The 19128-nt window shown below is 62.7% G+C and carries 15 protein-coding genes, 1 pseudogene and 1 CRISPR repeat array; of the genes and pseudogenes, 2 read left to right on the top strand and 14 right to left on the bottom strand.

From position 1 onward, the window contains the following. Window positions 1–50: 50 nt before the first annotated feature. The 9 genes from B4E96_RS01180 to B4E96_RS01140 all read right to left on the bottom strand — a co-directional run bounded on the left by B4E96_RS01180 (window position 51) and on the right by B4E96_RS01140 (window position 6515). Window positions 51–1319, bottom strand: coding sequence for an MFS transporter (locus B4E96_RS01180; protein ID WP_286956097.1), 1269 nt, complete (start codon window positions 1317–1319; stop codon window positions 51–53). After that, window positions 1320–2072, bottom strand: a complete 753-nt coding sequence (locus B4E96_RS01175; protein ID WP_286956096.1) for a nitroreductase family protein — start codon at window positions 2070–2072, stop codon at window positions 1320–1322. Continuing rightward, window positions 2072–2593 (bottom strand): peptide-methionine (S)-S-oxide reductase MsrA, encoded by a 522-nt coding sequence (msrA, locus tag B4E96_RS01170; RefSeq protein ID WP_170273196.1) that lies wholly within the window; start codon window positions 2591–2593, stop codon window positions 2072–2074. Before msrA ends, B4E96_RS01175 begins: the two co-directional genes overlap by 1 nt. A gap of 246 nt (window positions 2594–2839) precedes the next feature. Continuing rightward, complete coding sequence (locus B4E96_RS01165) at window positions 2840–3079, bottom strand: hypothetical protein (protein WP_102161271.1); 240 nt, start codon at window positions 3077–3079, stop codon at window positions 2840–2842. A gap of 10 nt (window positions 3080–3089) precedes the next feature. Beyond that, window positions 3090–3302 (bottom strand): hypothetical protein, encoded by a 213-nt coding sequence (locus tag B4E96_RS01160; RefSeq protein ID WP_286956093.1) that lies wholly within the window; start codon window positions 3300–3302, stop codon window positions 3090–3092. A gap of 89 nt (window positions 3303–3391) precedes the next feature. After that, window positions 3392–4372 carry a hypothetical protein gene (locus B4E96_RS01155; RefSeq protein ID WP_170273194.1) on the bottom strand — a complete coding sequence of 327 codons (981 nt, stop codon included), beginning with the start codon at window positions 4370–4372 and terminating at the stop codon, window positions 3392–3394. Between the two features lie 57 nt (window positions 4373–4429). After that, window positions 4430–5146: a peptide deformylase gene (locus B4E96_RS01150; protein WP_170273193.1), complete on the bottom strand. Its 717-nt coding sequence runs from the start codon at window positions 5144–5146 to the stop codon at window positions 4430–4432. Next, the gene (locus B4E96_RS01145; protein ID WP_170273528.1) at window positions 5143–5961 is read right to left on the bottom strand and encodes an HpcH/HpaI aldolase/citrate lyase family protein; all 819 of its coding nucleotides are present in this window, start codon (window positions 5959–5961) and stop codon (window positions 5143–5145) included. Before B4E96_RS01145 ends, B4E96_RS01150 begins: the two co-directional genes overlap by 4 nt. Next, window positions 5961–6515 (bottom strand): MaoC family dehydratase, encoded by a 555-nt coding sequence (locus B4E96_RS01140; protein WP_239557126.1) that lies wholly within the window; start codon window positions 6513–6515, stop codon window positions 5961–5963. The genes B4E96_RS01145 and B4E96_RS01140 overlap by 1 nt, the downstream gene beginning before the upstream one ends. A 190-nt stretch (window positions 6516–6705) precedes the next feature. Here B4E96_RS01140 and B4E96_RS01135 point away from each other — a divergent pair, with 190 nt between their 5' ends. Together B4E96_RS01135 and B4E96_RS01130 are read left to right on the top strand one after the other, a co-directional pair. Beyond that, window positions 6706–8397: an AMP-binding protein gene (locus tag B4E96_RS01135; protein WP_286956091.1), complete on the top strand. Its 1692-nt coding sequence runs from the start codon at window positions 6706–6708 to the stop codon at window positions 8395–8397. 705 nt (window positions 8398–9102) lie between these two features. Next, window positions 9103–10289 (top strand): annotated as a pseudogene (locus tag B4E96_RS01130) (IS3 family transposase). Window positions 10290–10345: 56 nt separating this feature from the next. After that, window positions 10346–11472: direct repeats of the CRISPR family, unit length 36 nt; unit sequence CCCTCAACGAAGCGCGGCTCCCGAAGAAGCCGCGGG. A 203-nt stretch (window positions 11473–11675) separates the two neighbouring features. Here the strand turns inward: B4E96_RS01130 and cas2 are convergent. From cas2 to csb2, 5 genes are read right to left on the bottom strand one after another with little or no spacing between them, the layout of a single operon-like run. Then, window positions 11676–11948, bottom strand: a complete 273-nt coding sequence (gene cas2 / locus B4E96_RS01125; RefSeq protein WP_286956089.1) for a CRISPR-associated endonuclease Cas2 — start codon at window positions 11946–11948, stop codon at window positions 11676–11678. Window positions 11949–11985: 37 nt separating this feature from the next. Further along, window positions 11986–13617, bottom strand: a complete 1632-nt coding sequence (cas1, locus tag B4E96_RS01120; protein ID WP_286956087.1) for a CRISPR-associated endonuclease Cas1 — start codon at window positions 13615–13617, stop codon at window positions 11986–11988. Beyond that, complete coding sequence (locus tag B4E96_RS01115) at window positions 13598–14641, bottom strand: aldehyde dehydrogenase (RefSeq protein ID WP_286956084.1); 1044 nt, start codon at window positions 14639–14641, stop codon at window positions 13598–13600. The genes cas1 and B4E96_RS01115 overlap by 20 nt, the downstream gene beginning before the upstream one ends. Beyond that, window positions 14638–17484 (bottom strand): type I-G CRISPR-associated helicase/endonuclease Cas3g, encoded by a 2847-nt coding sequence (gene cas3g, locus B4E96_RS01110; protein ID WP_286956083.1) that lies wholly within the window; start codon window positions 17482–17484, stop codon window positions 14638–14640. The genes B4E96_RS01115 and cas3g overlap by 4 nt, the downstream gene beginning before the upstream one ends. After that, a complete protein-coding gene (csb2, locus tag B4E96_RS01105) occupies window positions 17481–19124 on the bottom strand; it encodes a type I-G CRISPR-associated protein Csb2 (RefSeq protein WP_286956081.1) in 1644 nt (547 codons plus the stop codon). The genes cas3g and csb2 overlap by 4 nt, the downstream gene beginning before the upstream one ends. Between the last annotated feature and the right edge of the window lie 4 nt (window positions 19125–19128).

Genomic DNA, 19128 nt, shown 5'->3' with positions numbered 1-19128 from the left:
CGGCTGCTCTGTCACCGGCGGCTGTGCAGTTGCCGGCGGCTGTGCAGCCGTCATTCCCTGACCGCGTCGCCGGCACCCTCGCCGGCGGGCAGGGTTTCGCGACCGGAGGCCCACACGAGTGCGGCGAGCAGCGCGAGAACCCCCGTCAGCGCGAAGGCCAGGGCGTAGCCGCTGGTGTCGACGAGCATGCCGGCCAGGATCGGGCCGAGGATCGCGCCGGCGTCCATCGCCATCTGGTAGCGGGAGAACACGGTGCCGGACTTGCGGGTCGAGCCGACGATATCGGAGATCGCGGCCTGCTGGGCGGGGTTGAGCAGGCCTGCGCCGATGCCGGCGATGACGGAGAGGGCGTAGAACACCCACACCGACGGGCTGAGGCCGAGCACGATCGTTGCGGCACCCATGATGATGAGGCCGGTGACGATGAAGGGCTTGCGGCCGTGGAAGTCGGAGTAGCGGCCGACGACGCGCACGGCGGCGAAGTTGCCCAGGGCGAAGAACGTCAGCGCCAGCCCGGCGGTCTTGGGTCCGGCGCTGAGCACGTGGAGGGCGAAGAGCGGGTAGAGGGCCACGCGGATGCCCATCGACGCCCAGCCGTGGACGAATCCGGACAGCAGAGCGGCCCGGTAGGCGGAGTCGCGCCAGGCTTCGCGGAAGCCCATCCGCGAGGTGTCCGGCGCCTCCGCACCCGAGGCGGTGGTCGCCTCGTCGCGGTTGGCGCTGGTGGCAAGCACGTCGATGCGGGTGGCATCGAGGCGCAGCCACACGATCGCGGCGGCGATGACGAGGGCGACGGCGTAGACGATGAACGGCACGCGCATCCCCCACCCGGCCATGAGCCCGCCGACGACGGGGCCGGCGATGTTGCCGACGAGGAAGGCGGTGGCGTAGGCGCTGGTCGCCCGGGCCCGCTGGCGGACCGGAGCGATGCGGACGATGAGGGCCATCGCCGAGACGGTGAACATCGTCGAACCGAGCCCGCCGAGGCCGCGGAAGATCAGCAGCTGCCAGTAGTTCTGGGCGAGTGCCACGGCGAAGGTGGAGGCGGCGACGATGAGCAGGCCGGTGATGTAGACCCGGCGCTCGCCGAGTGCGTTGACGAGGCTGCCGCCGGCGGGGGCGAATACGAACCGGAAGAAGGCGAATGAGCTCACGACGATGGTCGCGGCGGTGACGCCGAGGTCGAAGCTTTCGGCGAACTGCGGCAGCACCGGGGCGATGATGCCGTAGCCGATGGCGACGGTGAAGGCCGCGGCGACGAGGACGGTGATCTCCCCGGGCAGGGGCTGCCGGGAGGCGGCGGATGCGGGGTGGCTCACTTACCGCCGGTCCTTCTTCTTTGCCTTCTTCTTTGCCTTCTTCGCAGCTTTCTTGGCGGTCTTCTTCGCCGCAGTTGTGGCCGCCTTCTCGTCGGCGCGCTGGCCGGCGCGCTCCCCTGCTGGATCGTCAGCATCGGTGCTCTCCGCCGTCACCTCCTCGGGCGCGGGCAGAGTGGAGAGGAACTGGCTGGGGTCCTTCGGTGGGCGGCGGGAGGTCTCCAGGCGCTTGCGGAAGGCAGGGTCGATGTCGCCGACGTAGAGCCAGCCCATAAGCAGCTCGTCCTCCCCCAGCCCGTGCAGGGCTCGCACAGCCGGGGCGTTGGCGTCAAGCCCGGTGCGCCACATGACGCCCCAGCCGGCCTGCCAGAGGGCGAGTTCGAGTAAGTGGGCGGCACCGGCGGCGGTGGCGTGCTGCTCCCATTCGGGGACTTTAGGGTGCTCGGTCGGTGAGGCGATGACGGCGATGAGCAGTTCAGCGCGCAGCGGTTTGGGGTTCGGCTTGTCACCGGGTTCGCGTCCGGCGGCTGCGTCGAGGGCCGCACCGAGCCGGAGACGGTCGTCGCCGCGGATCGTCAGCAGTCGCCACGGTTTGAGCGCCTTGTGATCGGCGACCGGGGTGACGGCGTCGAGGAGGGCGAGGAGCTCGTCGTCGTTCGGGGTCTGCGAGCCGACCTTCGAGATCGAGCGGCGGGCGGCCATCGCGGCCAGCACCGGGTCGTCGAAGCGGGTGGCGGCAGGCTGTGCGTGGCTCATCACTGCATCCATTCTGCGTAGGCGCGCCGGGCGGCGGCGAGCTTGGGGTCGACGATGAACATGCAGTATCCGTTGAACCGGTTGCGCTGGTAGAAGTCCTGGTGGATGTCCTCAGCGACGTGGAAGTCGCCCAGCGGTTCGAGAGTGGTGACGATCGGTTCCGCGTAGAGCTCCTGGGCGTCTTCGATGGCGGCGGCAAAGCGCTGCCGTTCGTCCTCGTCGCGGTAGAACATCGCCGAACGGTACTGGGTGCCGACGTCGTTGCCCTGCCGGTTGAGGCTGGTGGGGTCATGCGAGGTGAAGAACATCGAGAGGATCACGTCGTCGGTGATGACGTCCTCATCGAAGGTCACCTGCAGGGCCTCGGCATGGCCGGTGGTGCCCGAGCACACGGAGTAGTAGTCCGGGTCAGAGGTGTGACCACCGGTATAGCCGCTGATGACGGAGTCGACGCCGCGGGTCTGCCGGTAGATGGCCTCCAAACACCAGAAGCACCCTGCGGCCAGGGTCAAAGTCTGCATATTCGTCGGAACCACCCCGGCCGGCGAGTTATTCCAGGGGTGCTGCAGTCGACACACGCCTCGAAAGTTGCAGACCAGGACGAGTGTGCTTGTCATCTGAACGCGGAAGCGCAACACCAATGATGCAACCTAAGTTGCCGCGACCACGGCAGGACGAGTAAGGGTTTCGGCTCAAAGCGGCAACTGTCAAGAGTCGAACATCAGCACCGTGCAACCGATGAGAACCAGTGATGCATGGCGCAACAGTCAGGCCACCCGAAATCGTTTAAGCGCACCTTGCCGAGTCATGCCGAGCACATCGCCGATCGACTGCCACGTGTGTCCTGCCCGTCGGGCAGAAGCAACAGCATCTCTAAGCGACGCCTCCGCACCCTCCACGTCCATCGCAGCCACCGCAACACGCGCCAGTTCTCCCGACACTGAGGCAATCGGATCCGGGCCATCTCCAGATTCGATTTCTGCGAGCCGGTCTTCATCGCTGCGCATCGCTGATCCCTCACTTTCGCCGCAGGAACTTGGGCCGAACCGGCATCGCATGGAAGACCTCACTTGACCGGTTCACCGCGACCTCTAGAAGCGAACCGTCCCGAGCGGGCCCGACCACCATCCTGTAGTCATCAAAGAAATGCACGATTATCACATTGACAAGAGCATGACGAATGTCCTCGGGCCGAACCCCGTGCTTGAGAGCACTGTCCTTGACTTCCATCTACACTCTGCTTTTTGGTAATTCTAGTTACCGGAACTCAAGTTGTCAACGACAGTTACCATGCGGATCTTGGGCGCAGCAGACTGCGCTCAGCTCAGGTTCGGCATCCGATCGGCGTCGGAGACGATCTCGAACTCGCCGGCGCGCGGCCAGTTGCGCAGCACGAACAGCGCTTCGCGGGCCTCCCAGTCAGCTTCAGCGGCATCGTCGTCCCAGTCCTCGGCATTCTCGGCGCTGCCGATCATGCCGAAGGCCTCGCCCTCTGTCTCGGCGGCGAGGTCCGGGTAGACGTCGTAGTCCTCGGTCAGGTCGATGCTCGCGATCCGGCCGTCGGCGGTCTCGATGCTGAGGTACAGGTCGGTGCCGTCCGGGGCGATGATGTGCCCGCGCACCGGGTAGGCCTGGCGGGAGGGGACGACGCGTTCGGCATCGTCGGGCACCTGCACGGTGATGGTGCTGACGTGCCATTCGCTGGGCTCTTCACTGCCGGCCTCGTCATCGCGCATAGCCCAGAACTCAGCTGCGGCGAACTGGTCGCGCAGCACCTGCGCGGTCTGCGCATCGAGGGCGTGGTTGTCATCGAGCAGTGCGAGGACGGCCTCGCGCACATGGGCCGGCAGCACGATCTTCTGCTCGGACAGGTCGTCCCAGCTCCCATCGGCTGCCCACTCGAACTTGTTGTCAAGCGCGAGGAGCGCCACGTGAGCCAACGTCGTCGCTCCAATGGAGACAGCGGCGCTGACGAGCGGCGGGTTCTTCACGCCCCAGCTGCTGAGCTTGTCATCGGTCCACCGGTTGAACCGGGTGATGAGCGGCCATGCGGCATAGGCGAGCACAGCGCTGCCGACGCCGACACCGGCGTTGATGGCGTTCTCGGTCTTCTCATCATCTGTCAGCATGACACCGGTGTAGGAGTCCGTGCCCGAGGCGGCGGAGAACACACCGGTGGCGCCGGCGTAGACGAGGCGGGCGGTCTGCTGGTGCTTTGCGGGCACCCACCAGGGGCGGAACGCGGCAAGACCGGCAAGGCCGAGGTCGACGGACGCGGCTACGAACGGGTTGAGTCGCATGTGGGGCTCCTTGGGCCGTAGGCGGACTGAATCGGTTGAGTCAGGGATTCGGGCAGGTCAGAGGATCGGAGAGTCGGGCAGTTCGAAGCCGAGCGCGCGGGCGGCCTCGGCGGCGGTCGGCTGGCTCCACCAGCGCGCCACCTGAGCCGAAGTCGCCAGCGAGCGCATCTCGGCCAAATCGGTGTAGAGCACCCCGTCGAGGTGGTCGGTCTCATGGGCGACGATGCGCGCTTCCCAGCCGGTGACCTCCCGTTCGATACTGCCGCCGCCGAGGTGGTGGCCGGTGAGCGTGATCGTCCGCGGACGGGCGACGACGGCCTGATAACCGGGAATCGACAGGCACCCTTCGTAGAAGGCGACCTGCTCATCGCCGACGGGTGCGTAGTGGGAGTTGATGATCGCGGCGAACGGGGTGGGTGTGCGCTCGCGGATGCGGGCGACCTCACCGAGCACCGGCGCCGGATCTTCGATGACGAACATCCGCAGGCTGATGCCGACCTGCGGGGCGGCGAGCCCGACGCCGGGGGCTGCGTTCATCGTCGTCCGCATCGCCTCGGCCAGCTGAGTCAGGGTCGCGTCGTCGATCTGCCCGTCGACCTCCTCGGTCGGCTGGCGCAGCACCGGGTGCCCGGCTTCGACGATCGGGATGATCCCGTCGTTGTCGGCTGCGGCGGCCAGTGCGGCCTCGACCTGTTCGGCGACGGTGGTCGGCTCGACGCGGCTGGTCGGTTCGAAGTCCGTGATCGGTGCGGCGCTGGTTGTCCGTGCGGTCATCGGGCGCGGTCCACGATCGTCTGGGCGTGTTTGAGCAGCGGGGCGTCGATCATCTTGCCCTCATAGCTGAAAGCACCTGAGGAGGTCTCGGCGAGTGCGAGCACCTCACGCGCCCAGGTCAGCTGCTCCTCCGTCGGGGCGAACGCCTCACGCACGACGGCGATGTGCTTGGGATGGATCGAGACCTTCCCGTCGAAGCCGGATTCGACGGCATCCTCGGTCTCGACAGCGAGGCCGTCGAGATCGTCGATGGCTGCCCAGATCGAATCGAGGGCGCGCTTGCCGTGGGCCTTGGCGGCGAGCAAGGTGAGTGAGCGCACCGTGCGGCAGACGTCCCGGTAGGTGCCATCGGCTTTGCGGGAGGATCCGCCGCCCAGGTCGGCGGTCAGGTCCTCGGCACCCCACATGAGGGCGGCGACGTTCTCAGCAGCGGCGACCTCGGCGGCGTTGATGCCGCCGGCGGCCGTCTCGATGAGCGCAATGACCTGGTAGCCGGCCAGCGCCTCGGGCCCGGTCGCGTCCTCTGCCTTGGGCAGCATGACGTGGGTGAACGGGAGCCGACCGAGCAGCTCAAGATCAGCGGCGAAGTGCTCGGTGTCCGGGGCGTTGACGCGGATGACGGTGCGGGCAGGATCGAGGGCATCATCGCCAGCGGAGTGCTCAGCCAGGGCCTTCCGGGCGGCAGCCTTGTCCGCCTCGGCGACGGCATCTTCGAGGTCGACGATGACGATATCGGAACGGTCGGCGGCCTTGCGGTAGCGGTCGGGGCGATCTGCCGGGACGAACAGCCAGGCGGGAGCGAAGGCGAAGGTCATCATGCCTCCTTCTCAGCGTGGTCGGCGGTGAAGACCATCGTCTTGCGCACTGCCTTGGCGACGATGTCGCCGTGCTGGTTGCGGCCGATGTGCTCCAGGCTCACGATGCCCTGGCCGGGGCGGGAGTTCGACAGGCGCTTGTCGACGATCTTCGTCTCCGCATACAGGGTATCGCCGTGGAACAGCGGCTTGGGGAAGGCGACCTCGGAGAAGCCGAGGTTGCCGACGATCGTGCCCTGGGTCAGCTGCGAGACCGAGAGTCCGACGAGGGTGGCCAGCGTGAACATCGAGTTCACCAGGCGCTGGCCGAACGGCTCGGTCTCAGCGAAAGCGGCGTCGAGGTGGAGTGCCTGGGTGTTCATCGTCACGGCGGTGAACCAGGTGTTGTCAGCCTCGGTGATCGTTCGGCCGGGGGCGTGCTTGTACACCGCACCGATCTCGAACTCCTCGAACCACAGGCCGCGCTGCTGGATGACGTGGGTGGGCTCGGCAGCGTCCGGCTGGGCGGCATCAGCGGCGCCGTTCTGCTCAGTCGATGGCGTGTTCTCAGTCATGGCTCAAGCGTACAAGCCGGAGGTGACGCGGGGCACTCGGGCAGCTCTTATGCTCGGGCTTCCGTGCACCCTGTCAGCTGGCTGCGGCCGTGCTCGAGACCCGGCATGCACGGCGGTGACGCCTGCATTTATGATGGGCACCACACCCGGTGATGGCAGTCACACTACGATCTCGATGAGGAGTCACTACGTGAGCGCACTACGAGAACTCTCCTACGCCTCGGGCACGTCGTCCCAGCCGCTGCTCGGTGACACGATCGGTGCGAACTTCAAGAAGAACGTCGCCCGGTTCGCTGACCGCGAAGCCCTCGTCGACGCCCCGACCGGCCGGCGCTGGACCTACGCCGAACTCGATCGCGACTCCGATGCGGTGGCGATGAGCCTCATCGACCGAGGGATCGCCAAGGGCGACCGGGTCGGCATCTGGGCGCAGAACCTGCCGGAGTGGACGGTCGTACAGTACGCGACGGCGAAGATCGGCGCGATCCTCGTCAACATCAATCCCGCCTACCGCGCACATGAGCTCGAATACGTCATCAAGCAGTCCGGCACGACGCTGCTCATCTCGCAGATGGCCGCCCCGCACTCGGACTTCGTGGCACTCGCCCGCGAGGTGGCCGATGCGGTGGCGAACCTGCGGCTGGTCTTCATCGACACCGCCGCCGAGGAGGTCGTCGCCTCCCCTGCCGGTGGCCTCGACGAGTCGGAATCGTTCAGCCACCTGCTCGAGCGCGGCCGAGAGCTCATGGACCGCCCGGCGGTCAAAGCCGATGTGCGGCTGGCAACGCTCGGCGCCGAGCTGGGAGCCGACGAGCCGATCAACATCCAGTACACCTCGGGAACCACCGGCTTCCCCAAGGGCGTGACCTTAAGCCACCACAACATCCTGAACAACGGCTACTTCATCGGCGAGCTGCTCAGCTACACCGAAGAGGACATCGTGTGCCTGCCGGTGCCGTTCTTCCACTGTTTTGGGATGGTCATCGGCAACCTCGACATCTACTCCCACGGGGCGTGCGCGGTCATCCCCTCCCCCGGCTTCGACCCGCAGGCGACCCTTCAGGCGGTCGCCGATGAGAAGGCCACATCGCTGTACGGTGTGCCGACGATGTTCATCGCCGAACTGGAGCTGGCGAACTTCACCGACTTCGACCTCTCGACGCTGCGCACCGGCGTCATGGCCGGTTCGACCTGCCCTGTTGAGGTGATGAAGCGGGTTATCAGCGACATGCACATGTCCGAGGTGGCGATCTGCTACGGCATGACTGAGACTGCGCCGGTGTCGACGATGACCCGCACCGATGACAGCCTGGAGCGCCGCACCGAGACCGTCGGCCGAGTGATGCCGCACACCGAGGTCAAGGTCGTCGATCCCGTCACCGGGCTGACGGTGCCGCGCGGTGAGAAGGGTGAGCTGTGCACGCGCGGCTACTGCGTCATGCTCGGGTACTGGCAGGAGCCGGACAAGACCGCCGAGGCGATCGACGCCGCGCGCTGGATGCACACCGGGGATCTGGCGATCATGGACGATGACGGGTACCTCAATATCACAGGCCGGATCAAGGACATGGTGATCCGCGGTGGGGAGAACATCTACCCGCGTGAGATCGAGGAGTTCCTCTACCAGCATCCGGCGATCCGTGACGTGCAGGTGGTCGGGGTCTCCGATGAGAAGTACGGCGAGGAGCTCATGGCCTGGGTGATCCTGCGTGAGGGGGCTGAGGAGCTGACGATCGAGGGGCTGCGCGAGTTCTGCTCCGGCCAGCTGGCGCATTACAAGATTCCCCGCTACCTGCAGATCACCGACGAGTTCCCCATGACGGTCTCCGGCAAGATCCGCAAGGTCGAGCTACGGGCGAAGGCTGAGGAGCTGGTGGGGTAGGGCATTGGCACTCCACCAGCCGAGATGTCAGCAGAGCAAGGGGTGCGTATAGCATCTTCGTTCCGTCGCCACAGCTCAGTAGCGTGATCGACTTGCGTTCAAGCGATCTGCTGATGAAGCTTGATGCGCTGGGCTGTACGCAGGCTCAAACACAAACGACGAACGCAAGGCATAGGGAACGCAGCGTGGGCCGGCGGAGTGTTCCGCCGGCCCATCCCCGGATGCCGGTTGGCTCAATCGTCCATCGAAGTGCGGCTCTTAGCCGCGTAAGCGCCTGCTGATGTAGATACCGGTCTATGTCCACATCCTCAACGAAGAGTCCGCTGGAGATTTCCACGCTGTCGCGACTCGTCTAATGAAGCTGATCGTGCACGTGGTGGAAGGCCACAGCAGACGTGGCGCTTCGATAACTCGACCGAGCTTATCAAGCGTTGGGCCACAACACCGACGGAAAACGGCGCTTGGTCGAATTCTGAAGGGAGCCTCCTACACTGCTCACATGACGAAGGCACGGTCACCCAGACGGTGCGCCTATGAAGCTTTTGAGGCTCCACTTGTTGTAGATTCCGGCCACCAGGAACAACAATCGGACCCGTAGCGATTCCTGATTCGGTTCTGGCCCGTATTCGGACACAACATCTAGTCGGGACTGCTGAAGGTTTGGTTGACTTCACGACTGGATAGATTCCAGGAAGGTGAGAGGTCATGCCGAAGATCTACACCGATGAGTTCAAGCAATCAGCGCTCGATCTCGTAGGCGACGGAATGACCCAGAAGCAGGTCTGTGCTGACCTCGGGATCTCGAAATCAGCCCTTCAGGCCTGGGTCCGTGACTCCCGCCTGCGCGAGCACGGCCTCGAGCCCTCCCGTGATCCCGAGGAGTCACGCGCCCAGGCGGCAGCACTCAAACGCATCCGCGAGCTAGAACGAGAGAACAAGATCCTGCGTGAAGCAGCAGCGTATCTCTCGCAGGCGAACTTGAAGCTCGGCGGTCATCACCCAAAATGACGTACCCGCTGGTCCGTGATCTTGCTGCCACCGGCGTGCCGGTGGCAGTGACGTGCGCGGGTGCTCGGCTTTACCACGCAGGGGTTCTACAAATGGTGTGCGAATCCGGTCTCAGCCCGGGACTGGGAGGAGGCGCACCTGCTCAATGCCGCCTACGACATCCATGCAGATGACCCGCCAGTATCGGATATCGCTTCATCGCTAATGAACTCGCTGCTGCCGGCTACTGCACTTCTGAGCGTCGTGTGTGGCGATTGTGTTCGCGGCAGGGATTGTTCTCTCACACGGTCAAACGGGCCCGGAAACGTGGTCAGAAGCCCGGCCCGCCGGTGTGTGATGACCTCGTCGAACGTGACTTCACAGCTCAGGCAGTCAACGAGTTGTGGCTGACCGATATCACCGAGCATCACACCGGTGAGGGCAAGCTGTATATGTGCGCGGTCAAGGACGTGTTCAGCAATAGAATCGTTGGCTATGCCATCGATTCGCGCATGAAATCGCGGCTGGCTGTAGAAGCAATTGACGATGCTGTGGCCCGTCGCGGCGGGCCCAGCGTTGTGGCCGGTTGCCTCGTACACAGCGACCGCGGGTCGCAATTTCGCTCCCGCAGATTCCAGCATGCTCTACGAAACCATGGGCTCGTCGGATCGATGGGTCGGGTTGGCGCTGCTGGCGATAACGCTGCGATGGAATCGTTCTTCGCTGTATTGCAGAAAAACGTCCTCGATCGCCGCCGTTGGGACACGCGAGCGAGGTTGCGCACAGCAATCGTCCACTGGATCGAGCGGACCTATCACCAGAAGCGTCGGCAACGGCGCTTAGGTAAACTGACCCCGATCGAATACGAGCTGGTTCACCACAAGGCCGTCGCCCTGGCGGCATAAACCCCAGAGTCAACCAAACCTTCAGCAGTCCCGAACTCCCGACACCGGCTTTGACCCCCTCAACGAAGCGCGGCTCCCGAAGAAGCCGCGGGGGTGGACGGATGAGCAAGAATAAGGTGAAGCTGAACCCCCTCAACGAAGCGCGGCTCCCGAAGAAGCCGCGGGTGCCAGAGGAGGCCGGGTCGTCGGTAGCGCTGCGCCGCCCTCAACGAAGCGCGGCTCCCGAAGAAGCCGCGGGCTCTTTGGTGGTGCCGTTGGCGAGCTGTATGTGGATCCCTCAACGAAGCGCGGCTCCCGAAGAAGCCGCAGGAGGTGTCGCGCCGAGCAACCAGTCGTAGAACAGGCTCCCTCAACGAAGCGCGGCTCCCGAAGAAGCCGCGGGGTGTCCCGGAAGACGGTCTACCAGGTCGTCCTCGACCCTCAACGAAGCGCGGCTCCCGAAGAAGCCGCGGGCCGACCCGCCAGGCATCGAGAAAGTGTTGGCCTTGCCCCCTCAACGAAGCGCGGCTCCCGAAGAAGCCGCGGGGCCTCTCCGAGACTGAGATCGAGTACAAGGTCTCGAACCCTCAACGAAGCGCGGCTCCCGAAGAAGCCGCGGGTTCTGGCAGGTGGTGGCCGCATGACCAGCCGTCGCTGCGCCCTCAACGAAGCGCGGCTCCCGAAGAAGCCGCGGGGTCGAGAGGCGGTGCATCCCCGTCTATGCCGAGCCCCCTCAACGAAGCGCGGCTCCCGAAGAAGCCGCGGGGGGCGCATCGCTGCCACCGGTCCCGGTCTCGATTGCCGACCCCTCAACGAAGCGCGGCTCCCGAAGAAGCCGCGGGTCGCATGATCGTGTCCTTTCAGGTGATGGGTGCGAACCCTCAACGAAGCGCGGCTCCCGAAGAAGCCGCGGGCTGCCCGAGAGCGCTCGCCTTGCTGAGGGCGGTGACCCTCAACGAAGCGCGGCTCCCGAAGAAGCCGCGGGTCATCTGGCACTGCTCATCCTGGCCCAACCCGTCCCGCCCTCAACGAAGCGCGGCTCCCGAAGAAGCCGCGGGCCGACCAGTCGCTCGACGGACTGTCCGGCTTCGACGCCCTCAACGAAGCGCGGCTCCCGAAGAAGCCGCGGGAGCTGGAGGAGATCATGGAAGGACAAGACGATGAGTGACCCTCAACGAAGCGCGGCTCCCGAAGAAGCCGCGGGTGCACCGAGAATTCAGCATATCTCACCTCGCACGACTCATCCTCACGCGAGAGGTACTGCCAATCTAGTCCAAAAGGCCGAGTTCCCAATAATAAAAACGCGCCTATAGCTCGCCCACCTGCACGAATAGCCCGCGAGAGCTCCCCGACGATTTTTGAACCACCGGAGCGCTCGCGGCACTTCTGTCGCTCGAAAGCCGCTGCTCAGAGGATAATGGCACCTTCCGCGGTGATGCCACGAGATTGGCCAAGGTAGGAAAAGCGCTTCTCATCGAGAGTGGACAATAGACCCAAATCACAGAACAGAACCGAATCGCTGTCCGGATCTATGACCTCGGAAACTTTCGCACGCATTCGAAGCAACTTCGCCGGTGACACATCGACAACAAACACACTGAATTGAATCCGGTCGCCGAAGTTCTCCAACACCTTCGCCAGTCGAGTTCGCCGCCGATCGTCGGGCACATCATATGCCACTAGCGTCCTGCGCGCTTGGTCTCTACCCATGTTGCCCCTACCTGACTCGAATTTCGACGTACCGCTGCTGAGAGCCGTCAAGTACACCGAGCACCATCCGGGCCTGGATCTCCATCGTCCGGCGCCAAGTCGCCCCGTACCCGAACACCGGGTGCGTGATCTGGGTCTGCATTCGGGTCTCGATTCCAGAAATGACCCGGCGCCGCCCATCCTGAGTCAGCCTGGCTCCGCCCAGGCGCTGGTCGAAGTGCTCCGCGCGTAGCTCGCCATTGTTGATAAGGCGGAGAACCGCAGAATCCGCAACCGGAGCACGAAACTCCTCCACAAGGTCAAGGGCAAGAGCTGGTTTGTTCCGATTGGAGCTGTGAAGAAATCCTGCGTGGGGATCGAGACCGCACGCCGCTATGGCGCGTTTCATCTCTGCGGTAAGCAGCGAGTAGGAGTAGTTCAGTGTCGAATTCAACGGATCACTTGCTCCTCGCCCGTGCCTCCCTGTCCAGGTGCTCAGGAAGAAATCACTGTCTGACGATTTGATAAGCGATGGAAACTCACCGAAATACGTCGATGCGGCTTCGCCTTCCAATCCGAAGATCTCGCCGAGGTGTCTGGACCTGCGGGCAGCGCGTTGCAGCGATCTCAATTGTTCTACCGCTTTGTTCAGACCACCAGATCGGCGAAGCAGGGTCGCTTGATTCGCAATCTTTGCACTGACGAACTCGGCTGCCAGCGCTGGCATCCCTTGAGCGCTAGCCACGTGTTGCGATACTCGGTTCAGTCCGTTTGCCGAACGTGCCGGCCTAGACCAGCTGTACAAACGTCCTGTACCTGAGCACCACACAACTGTCTGGTCCCGCCACGCCATTTCGCGGATCAGCGCACTGGACACGTCAACATTGCCGTGAACGACGAGGCCCATCACTCGTTCGAGGGGAACATCTCCAAGCGACTCACCTGCTTTCGAAACGACCAGCCGCCCACGACGGACTCCAGCGCGGCTTCCGGGAGTCGCCAGATGGACTACCTGGGCGTCCGGATCTGCAACCAGTATTCGCCGTGTGACCGGAGCCTCCGCACGTTCGTCGGGCAAGCAGACCGCCACATGTGAGCAGTTCGTACACCGCGAGTCATCTTCCAACGGGGATGGAGCAACTGCGCCACTGATAATCTCTCTTGTTCGCGCAACATAGGCAATTGCCTCCGAAAAGTCTGAGTCAGACAAGGCAACGTCTACGCGCCGTCGGGTAGTCGTAAAATATATCTCTGTGCGCCCCACGCTGAAGCCCATGTCTTCAAGACAGAGTTGCTGGAGGGCGAGTTGAATGCGGTTGGCGTATGTGACCTCGCTTCTGCGCCTCACCGGGCTCGCCTTGTACTCAACGAGTGTCAGCGGGCTGTCTGAGACACCTTCCACTACGTCGCATCGGCCGATCAGTCCGAGCGAGCGATGATGAATGTCAAGGGCGCGATGCTGACCTGCGGTTGAGGCCCTGGGATTGTCCGTTCGCTGATGATCGCTCTTACCTGACTGCACCTGCCATGTACCAGTCCGTTCCCCAACCGACTCGAGCCACGCACGTCTTTCGCAGAAGACCGTGTGCACCACCAAACTCAAGGGGATTGGATCTGGCGACCGGTTGCTTAGTGGGTTCTCACCGACTGTCACTTCCATAGTCCTTCTCAGCTAGTGGGACGACTTCGAGATCTAGGACCACCCGTTCCGGAGCCGAGGCACTGCCCTGAAGCAGAACCCGTGCGGTTCCAAGTGCTACAGCCCCCAACTCGCGAAGAGGACTCGCAACCGTTATGTCAATTGTCTGGTTTCCGTCAACTAAGTCCTCCCCGATCCTTCTGATTACGGCGTGAGCAATGAGTCCGCGCCATCGTGCGAGAGAAGTGGGCCGTGTAACGATCGGTAGAACCATCAGGGATGTATGCAGAACGTCTTGTGGAAACGCTCCTGCAGTCTGAGATATCGATGACAGACGCGGTCTGACAGGGAAAGAGGTCAGCCCCCAAAGGGCGAGCCATGCGAGGACGCTGTCCGTTGGGCCCGGTCGTTGAAATCCGGTAGAAGTCCGCGACGTCGCCTTAGAATCAAGTTCGTCAACGCATTTTCGACCTACGATGCCGTCGAGTACGGCTTCTGATGTTCGTGCAGCAACTACATCGCATAATGGGGCAAACCGGTTCCCGACAAATTCTTCTCCCCGGTTGCGCGTCTTCATCTCCCATCGACTTGCGCCGTGGTCAGGGCGAGCTTCGCTTTTTTCGAAACGCCAGGATGCAGGTTCGCCGAGTCCTCCAATCATCTCCAATGAGAGCAGGTCGCCATTAGCGATCAGCTGGTCGATATGCTGCTGACGTGTTTGAGTCAATGCTGTCCAGGATTCCCGACTCCCCGGTGCTTTGATTCGCGGGCTGAACAGTCCAGAATCTTTTCGCTTCTCGTGGTCGATGGTTGCGTGAATCCACGAGTCTGGGCTGTTGAGCGACTCTGCGTGCTCATGAACCACCTTTGCGATTTCCTGCTCACTCAGTTGTGCCGTACGCAGATGGAGCTGCGGCACAATCTCGTCCGTCCAGAACAGCATTATGTCTTCAGCACCTGCTCCATCGAGCACAGATGCAAGTCCCAGGCCTGCAAAGTGTGTCAGGGCAGACTCGATTGGTCCTGCAATCGCGATTTCTGTCATGAGCCTTCCTTTGAGACTTGGCTGTCGGCAGCTCGTAGCAGAGCTTCGAGGATCGCAGTTCCCCATGTACCGTGACGCCGGCGATTCCGTTCGATGGCAGCGTCCCATTCCCCCCTGTTGAAGAGTTCGAGCCCGGCAGCCGACAGCGCCGCCCAGTCGTTGAGCAAAGCAACATCTGAGTCTTGGCCAGCCCTAGCCGAGTGACCTTTCGACAGGGTTTCGAAGCTGTGTGGGAAGTACGGTCGACCTCGCCCATGGCTTGTACCAACCAGTTGCATCACGAGGTCATGGTTGTCGCTGTGATCAGGACTCTTGCGCAATTGTGCCGACGCCATCACGGCAGACAGCTGCTCGTGCCGCCAATTGGTGGGCAGACCAGAACGCTCTCGCGCTCTTATGCGCTCCACGCGACTGCGTGCTGCACTTTTCGCCAGGACCGGTTCTCCGGATTGTCGCCCCAACATCATTTGAAATGCAGAAGCGCTCTTGCCGTCGTCATGAAGGATGCCAGCGGACCCAAGTGCATCGATAAGGCTGCGCCTTAATCCCAAACTGTCGGCAACTGCTCGTGCTCGTGATCCAACCGCTTGCGCATGCTGATGAAGCGAAACTGCAGCTGATGCCATTGAAGCCTCTTGCCGGTCGTCTTCATCGTTCTTCACCACTGTGTTCTCGATTATGAGAATCCACGGCGGCGCTTCACCGTCTTCTGGCTCTTCGAAGACCGCCTGTACTGTATCCTCATCACCGGTCGCCATAATCTCTTCGTTGACGAGCCTACCTACTTCGCCAGGCGTCCAATCAGGTCCGAAAGTCTGGACGGCCTCTCCAGCGATGAGACCGACGACTCCGTCCAAGTGTTCCCAGGGAACTGCACGTGCGCAGCTTGTAGGCTGGGCTGAGAGCCTGCCGTCATCGTCGAGAATGGGTGCAGCTGCATCAAATATGACAATGTCTCCCGGTTTGAATGCAGCATCCGATGGGTCCGTTACTTGCACAACTTCACCATTGCGGTAGACGAACGCACGACTCTTTCCGTCGTTCACGGCAACCGGCTGGTGTTCCAGAACTCGCCTAGTTAGCTGCTCGGCTACCCACTTCCGGGAAGGGAATACCTCAACTGTCTGTGGTGGGGCAGCAGAAAGCAGTGCGAGCGCATCGGAATCGTCGGCTGGGAGCCGGTCACGCACGACTACTCCAGCTTGCTCATCGTCACTGTCGAGATCTTCCCGGAAGTAGAGGCTGATGTCCTCATCATCGAACTGTGGTTCAGAGGAATGAGAAAGGTGAATCGCATCGTAGATCTCCAGCCGTTGATAGACATTGCGGCGCGGAGTGTGCTCGCTTGGTGGGTTGAGTGCCACATTCCACGCTGATGCACCCGCCGGTGAAGCAGCCAGCATGTGAAGCCAATCCAATGCGGAGTTCAGATCATCTGTTTCGTATGGTGCCTTCGCATAATCACCGCTTGTGTCTGCGGGAGCCAGCACCCGCACATCCGCCCCACGTGACCTTCCCACTCTATTGACCCGGCCGAATCTTTGAGCCAGCGCTGCGCCTGGAGCGAGTTCGGTCACCATCGCGGCCAGGTCGATGTCGATCCCGACTTCGATTGCCTGTGTCGAAACCAATACATCGACGTGTGGGTTTCCCGCGATCGTATAGAGTCCACCGAACCGTTCTTCGTCTGAGGTCACTGAACTTCGCTGCTGCTCGGCGTTGAGGGGCTCGTCGAGTTCGTCTCCGTTTTGCAGGCCGAAGGAGCGGTCCAAATCGTATTGTCGAGACTGGCCAGTCCGGCAAACAACGACAGGCTTGCTGGCGTCCTTCGCCAACGCTCTCGCTACGGCATAAGCGGTATCGACGTTGTTGACGACGCAGCCAACCGTCCGCTTGTCTTCAGAAGCCGCTTCGTCACCACGGAATTTGTCAACAAGATCCAGGACCTCTGCGCACACTTCTTTCACATATGCGACGGAGGGAGTCCGCCGTCCTGGCCAAGACTGCGTCTCAACTATCCGAATGTGCTTCGGCGCGTTGAGGCGAGTTGCCAGCACCTCGTCGGAGAAGTCACCGTCCACAACTCCAACCGAGCAGTACGTTTCTCCTCCTCCGGCGCGGTTTGCCCCAGGTGTCGCTGTTGAACCGACGACCTGCAGCGCCGGGAGATCAGGCACTTCCAAAGCCATTGCCTCAAGCTGTGGAACGCGCCGTACCGTGATCTCCAGCTGCCTCATCAGATGCGCTTCGTCGAGCACTGCGACCGTGTCGTAGGCCAGCATGCCCGCTTCGCGTGGGCGAGCGTACCGCGTAGACCCGTATCCGCGCCAGAGGAGCCGGCTTGCGAACATCGCAGGCGTTGCACAGATGATGGAACAGCTGAGGACATCGTCAACCCACGCGCGGTCTGCTGGAACAGCGCCGCGCAGCAATACGGTTTGTATGGGGCTCTGCGAGCCGCCGTCCTCTCCGTAAAGAGGTCTGCCGAGGGCGAGCAGAGCGCGGCAGACCGCTCCGGAGACCGTGTCACCGTCGGCTTCCTGTAGATGATCATGCAAATGGCGAGCCCGCAAAAAGTGTGAGTCAACGATTGCTCGACGCGGCACGATGATACTCAGCCGCCGCGGCACGCGCACGCCAATATTCGTCGACACGGCATTAGCAAAGGCATGGATCTCGATGACTGCACTCTTCCCAGTCCCTGTCGGCGCAGCGATCTCATCCGGCCATCGCCCATGATCGAGGATGAAATCGAGGAGGCGCAGCTGCCAGGCGAAGGGGAAATGTCCTGTCACCTCCCTGAAGAACTCTGGGAAGTCGGTTCTCGTCAACGTACTCGTCAATGTGACTCCTTGGTGAATGCAGCAAAACCTGCCAGTAGGGACTCAGGCATATCGACTGGAGCAAGCAGTCCCCCGCCTAGGTGTCGACTCTGACCAATGGCGGCCAAAGCCTGGGGCGGAAGTACTGAGCGCATATCGACTAGTGCTGTGAATGGCTCAGCAGGGACCTCTTTCGGCAGTCGGTGCACATACCGCCGACCATCGACTGGAAGACGATGGGTTGAGAGCACGCGCGGGTCCAGGTGTTCGCTCACATAGGTAAGCAAGGCCCGGTGCCTCTGCCGCGAAGGATGCGACTTAGGCGTGAAGTCCAACCGATCCCGCCAGGTGTAACCGATGGCGACTAGAACGCAGTCGGCGAGCGTCCATGACGAGCCTTGCTTCCGAACGTCGGCCACCATTGCAGGAACTGTTTGGTGTATCCGCGCCATACCGGCTGCGGGGGGTTTCCAAAAGCGCTCACAGGAGACCTCCAAGTCCTGTGGGCGAACACGGGCGACACCGTGTCTGCTGCGGACTTCACGAAGGCCGTACAATGCTTTGTGCAGCAGCAGGAGATCGTCTGACGCTGCATCACTGGGAATGAGCAGCACAAAGGCGCCAGCCGCGCCGGCTGCCCCTGGCGACGCGGTGGCGGCCATCAGTGTCGGATCGAGGTATTGGATCGCGAGTCGATTGGCCGGTTTCGGGAAACCCTCAGGGTAGCGACCGGTGATGAGAGCCGGTGCCGGACCCGCGATGCGCTTTGCAAGACCCCGATGGAGTGACACACACCAGTCGACGCGCTCATGTTCCGGAATGACGTCAGATCGGCGGTCCCCACGCTCGCCGTCCGCATGGGCGGCAATCGAGTCAACCGCAATCACAAGGGCGTTGCCCCACGGAAGGTCAGATTGAGGCCGATGTGGACGGGTGAATCGAATTTCTCGAAGGCATTCTGTCGGCGGCTTGAAGATCACCGAGTCCTCCGACATCTTGTGGTTGTCTCGTCTGAGAGGGATCTTCTTTCGCGCCATTTGGCTTTCGTGAAATTTCTGAAGCTCCGAATGTCGACCGGCGACGGCCACCCGGACCCGCATTCCCCCTGGCGTGAATCTCCCGGCCGTTTTGTCACGGAGCCACGAGGGAGCAAGAGCTGCCCCTTCTTCCTTAGTGAGGTGTGCCTCCAACACCGCGAGCGAGAGCGACTCGCCGATATGCGACACATCCTGGCACAACGCGTCGATTGCCTCAGCGATCTCGCTCGGCGGAACTGTGTTCCAGGCCAAGCCGAAGGCTCCGCTCACGGCAACGCCGTCATCGGTTGCTTTTCCAGAGGTTTTATCGACTACGCGTCCGACTTCCTTGCGGATGAGCCCCTCTCTCCGGTAGGCCGTCGGCGGCGCACTGCTGAGCGGTAGAACCTGTGGCAGATGCAGCGCATCCGGTGGATGGGTTTCAAGCCATTCAAGAGCCGCTGCACTCGCAGGTGACGGCCGACTCACACCTCCGTCGTCGGTCGCACTTGTACCCGTATAAGCCGCCTGCACAAGCGCAGAGAATACGCGCGCTGGGTCGGGAAAGGGATCTTGCGATCCGTCAGCGCGGTGACCGGTGTACGACCCCAGTGGCAGTGTGATCGTCACTTCGAAGACACCCATCGGG

This window comes from Brevibacterium sp. UBA7493, from assembly GCF_002479565.1.
Lineage (GTDB): Bacteria > Actinomycetota > Actinomycetes > Actinomycetales > Brevibacteriaceae > Brevibacterium > Brevibacterium luteolum.
Note: the sequence above shows the minus strand (reverse complement) of the source record. Positions and strands in the feature narration are given on the sequence as shown.

Coding starts and splice junctions, on each gene's coding strand:
- B4E96_RS01175 (WP_286956096.1), bottom strand. CDS start 2,072: ATGAGCCACGCACAGCCTGCCGCCACCCGCTTCGACGACCCGGTGCTG.
- msrA (WP_170273196.1), bottom strand. CDS start 2,593: ATGCAGACTTTGACCCTGGCCGCAGGGTGCTTCTGGTGTTTGGAGGCC.
- B4E96_RS01165 (WP_102161271.1), bottom strand. CDS start 3,079: ATGCGCAGCGATGAAGACCGGCTCGCAGAAATCGAATCTGGAGATGGC.
- B4E96_RS01160 (WP_286956093.1), bottom strand. CDS start 3,302: ATGGAAGTCAAGGACAGTGCTCTCAAGCACGGGGTTCGGCCCGAGGAC.
- B4E96_RS01155 (WP_170273194.1), bottom strand. CDS start 4,372: ATGCGACTCAACCCGTTCGTAGCCGCGTCCGTCGACCTCGGCCTTGCC.
- B4E96_RS01150 (WP_170273193.1), bottom strand. CDS start 5,146: ATGACCGCACGGACAACCAGCGCCGCACCGATCACGGACTTCGAACCG.
- B4E96_RS01145 (WP_170273528.1), bottom strand. CDS start 5,961: ATGACCTTCGCCTTCGCTCCCGCCTGGCTGTTCGTCCCGGCAGATCGC.
- B4E96_RS01140 (WP_239557126.1), bottom strand. CDS start 6,515: ATGACTGAGAACACGCCATCGACTGAGCAGAACGGCGCCGCTGATGCC.
- cas1 (WP_286956087.1), bottom strand. CDS start 13,617: ATGGAAGTGACAGTCGGTGAGAACCCACTAAGCAACCGGTCGCCAGAT.
- B4E96_RS01115 (WP_286956084.1), bottom strand. CDS start 14,641: ATGACAGAAATCGCGATTGCAGGACCAATCGAGTCTGCCCTGACACAC.
- csb2 (WP_286956081.1), bottom strand. CDS start 19,124: ATGGGTGTCTTCGAAGTGACGATCACACTGCCACTGGGGTCGTACACC.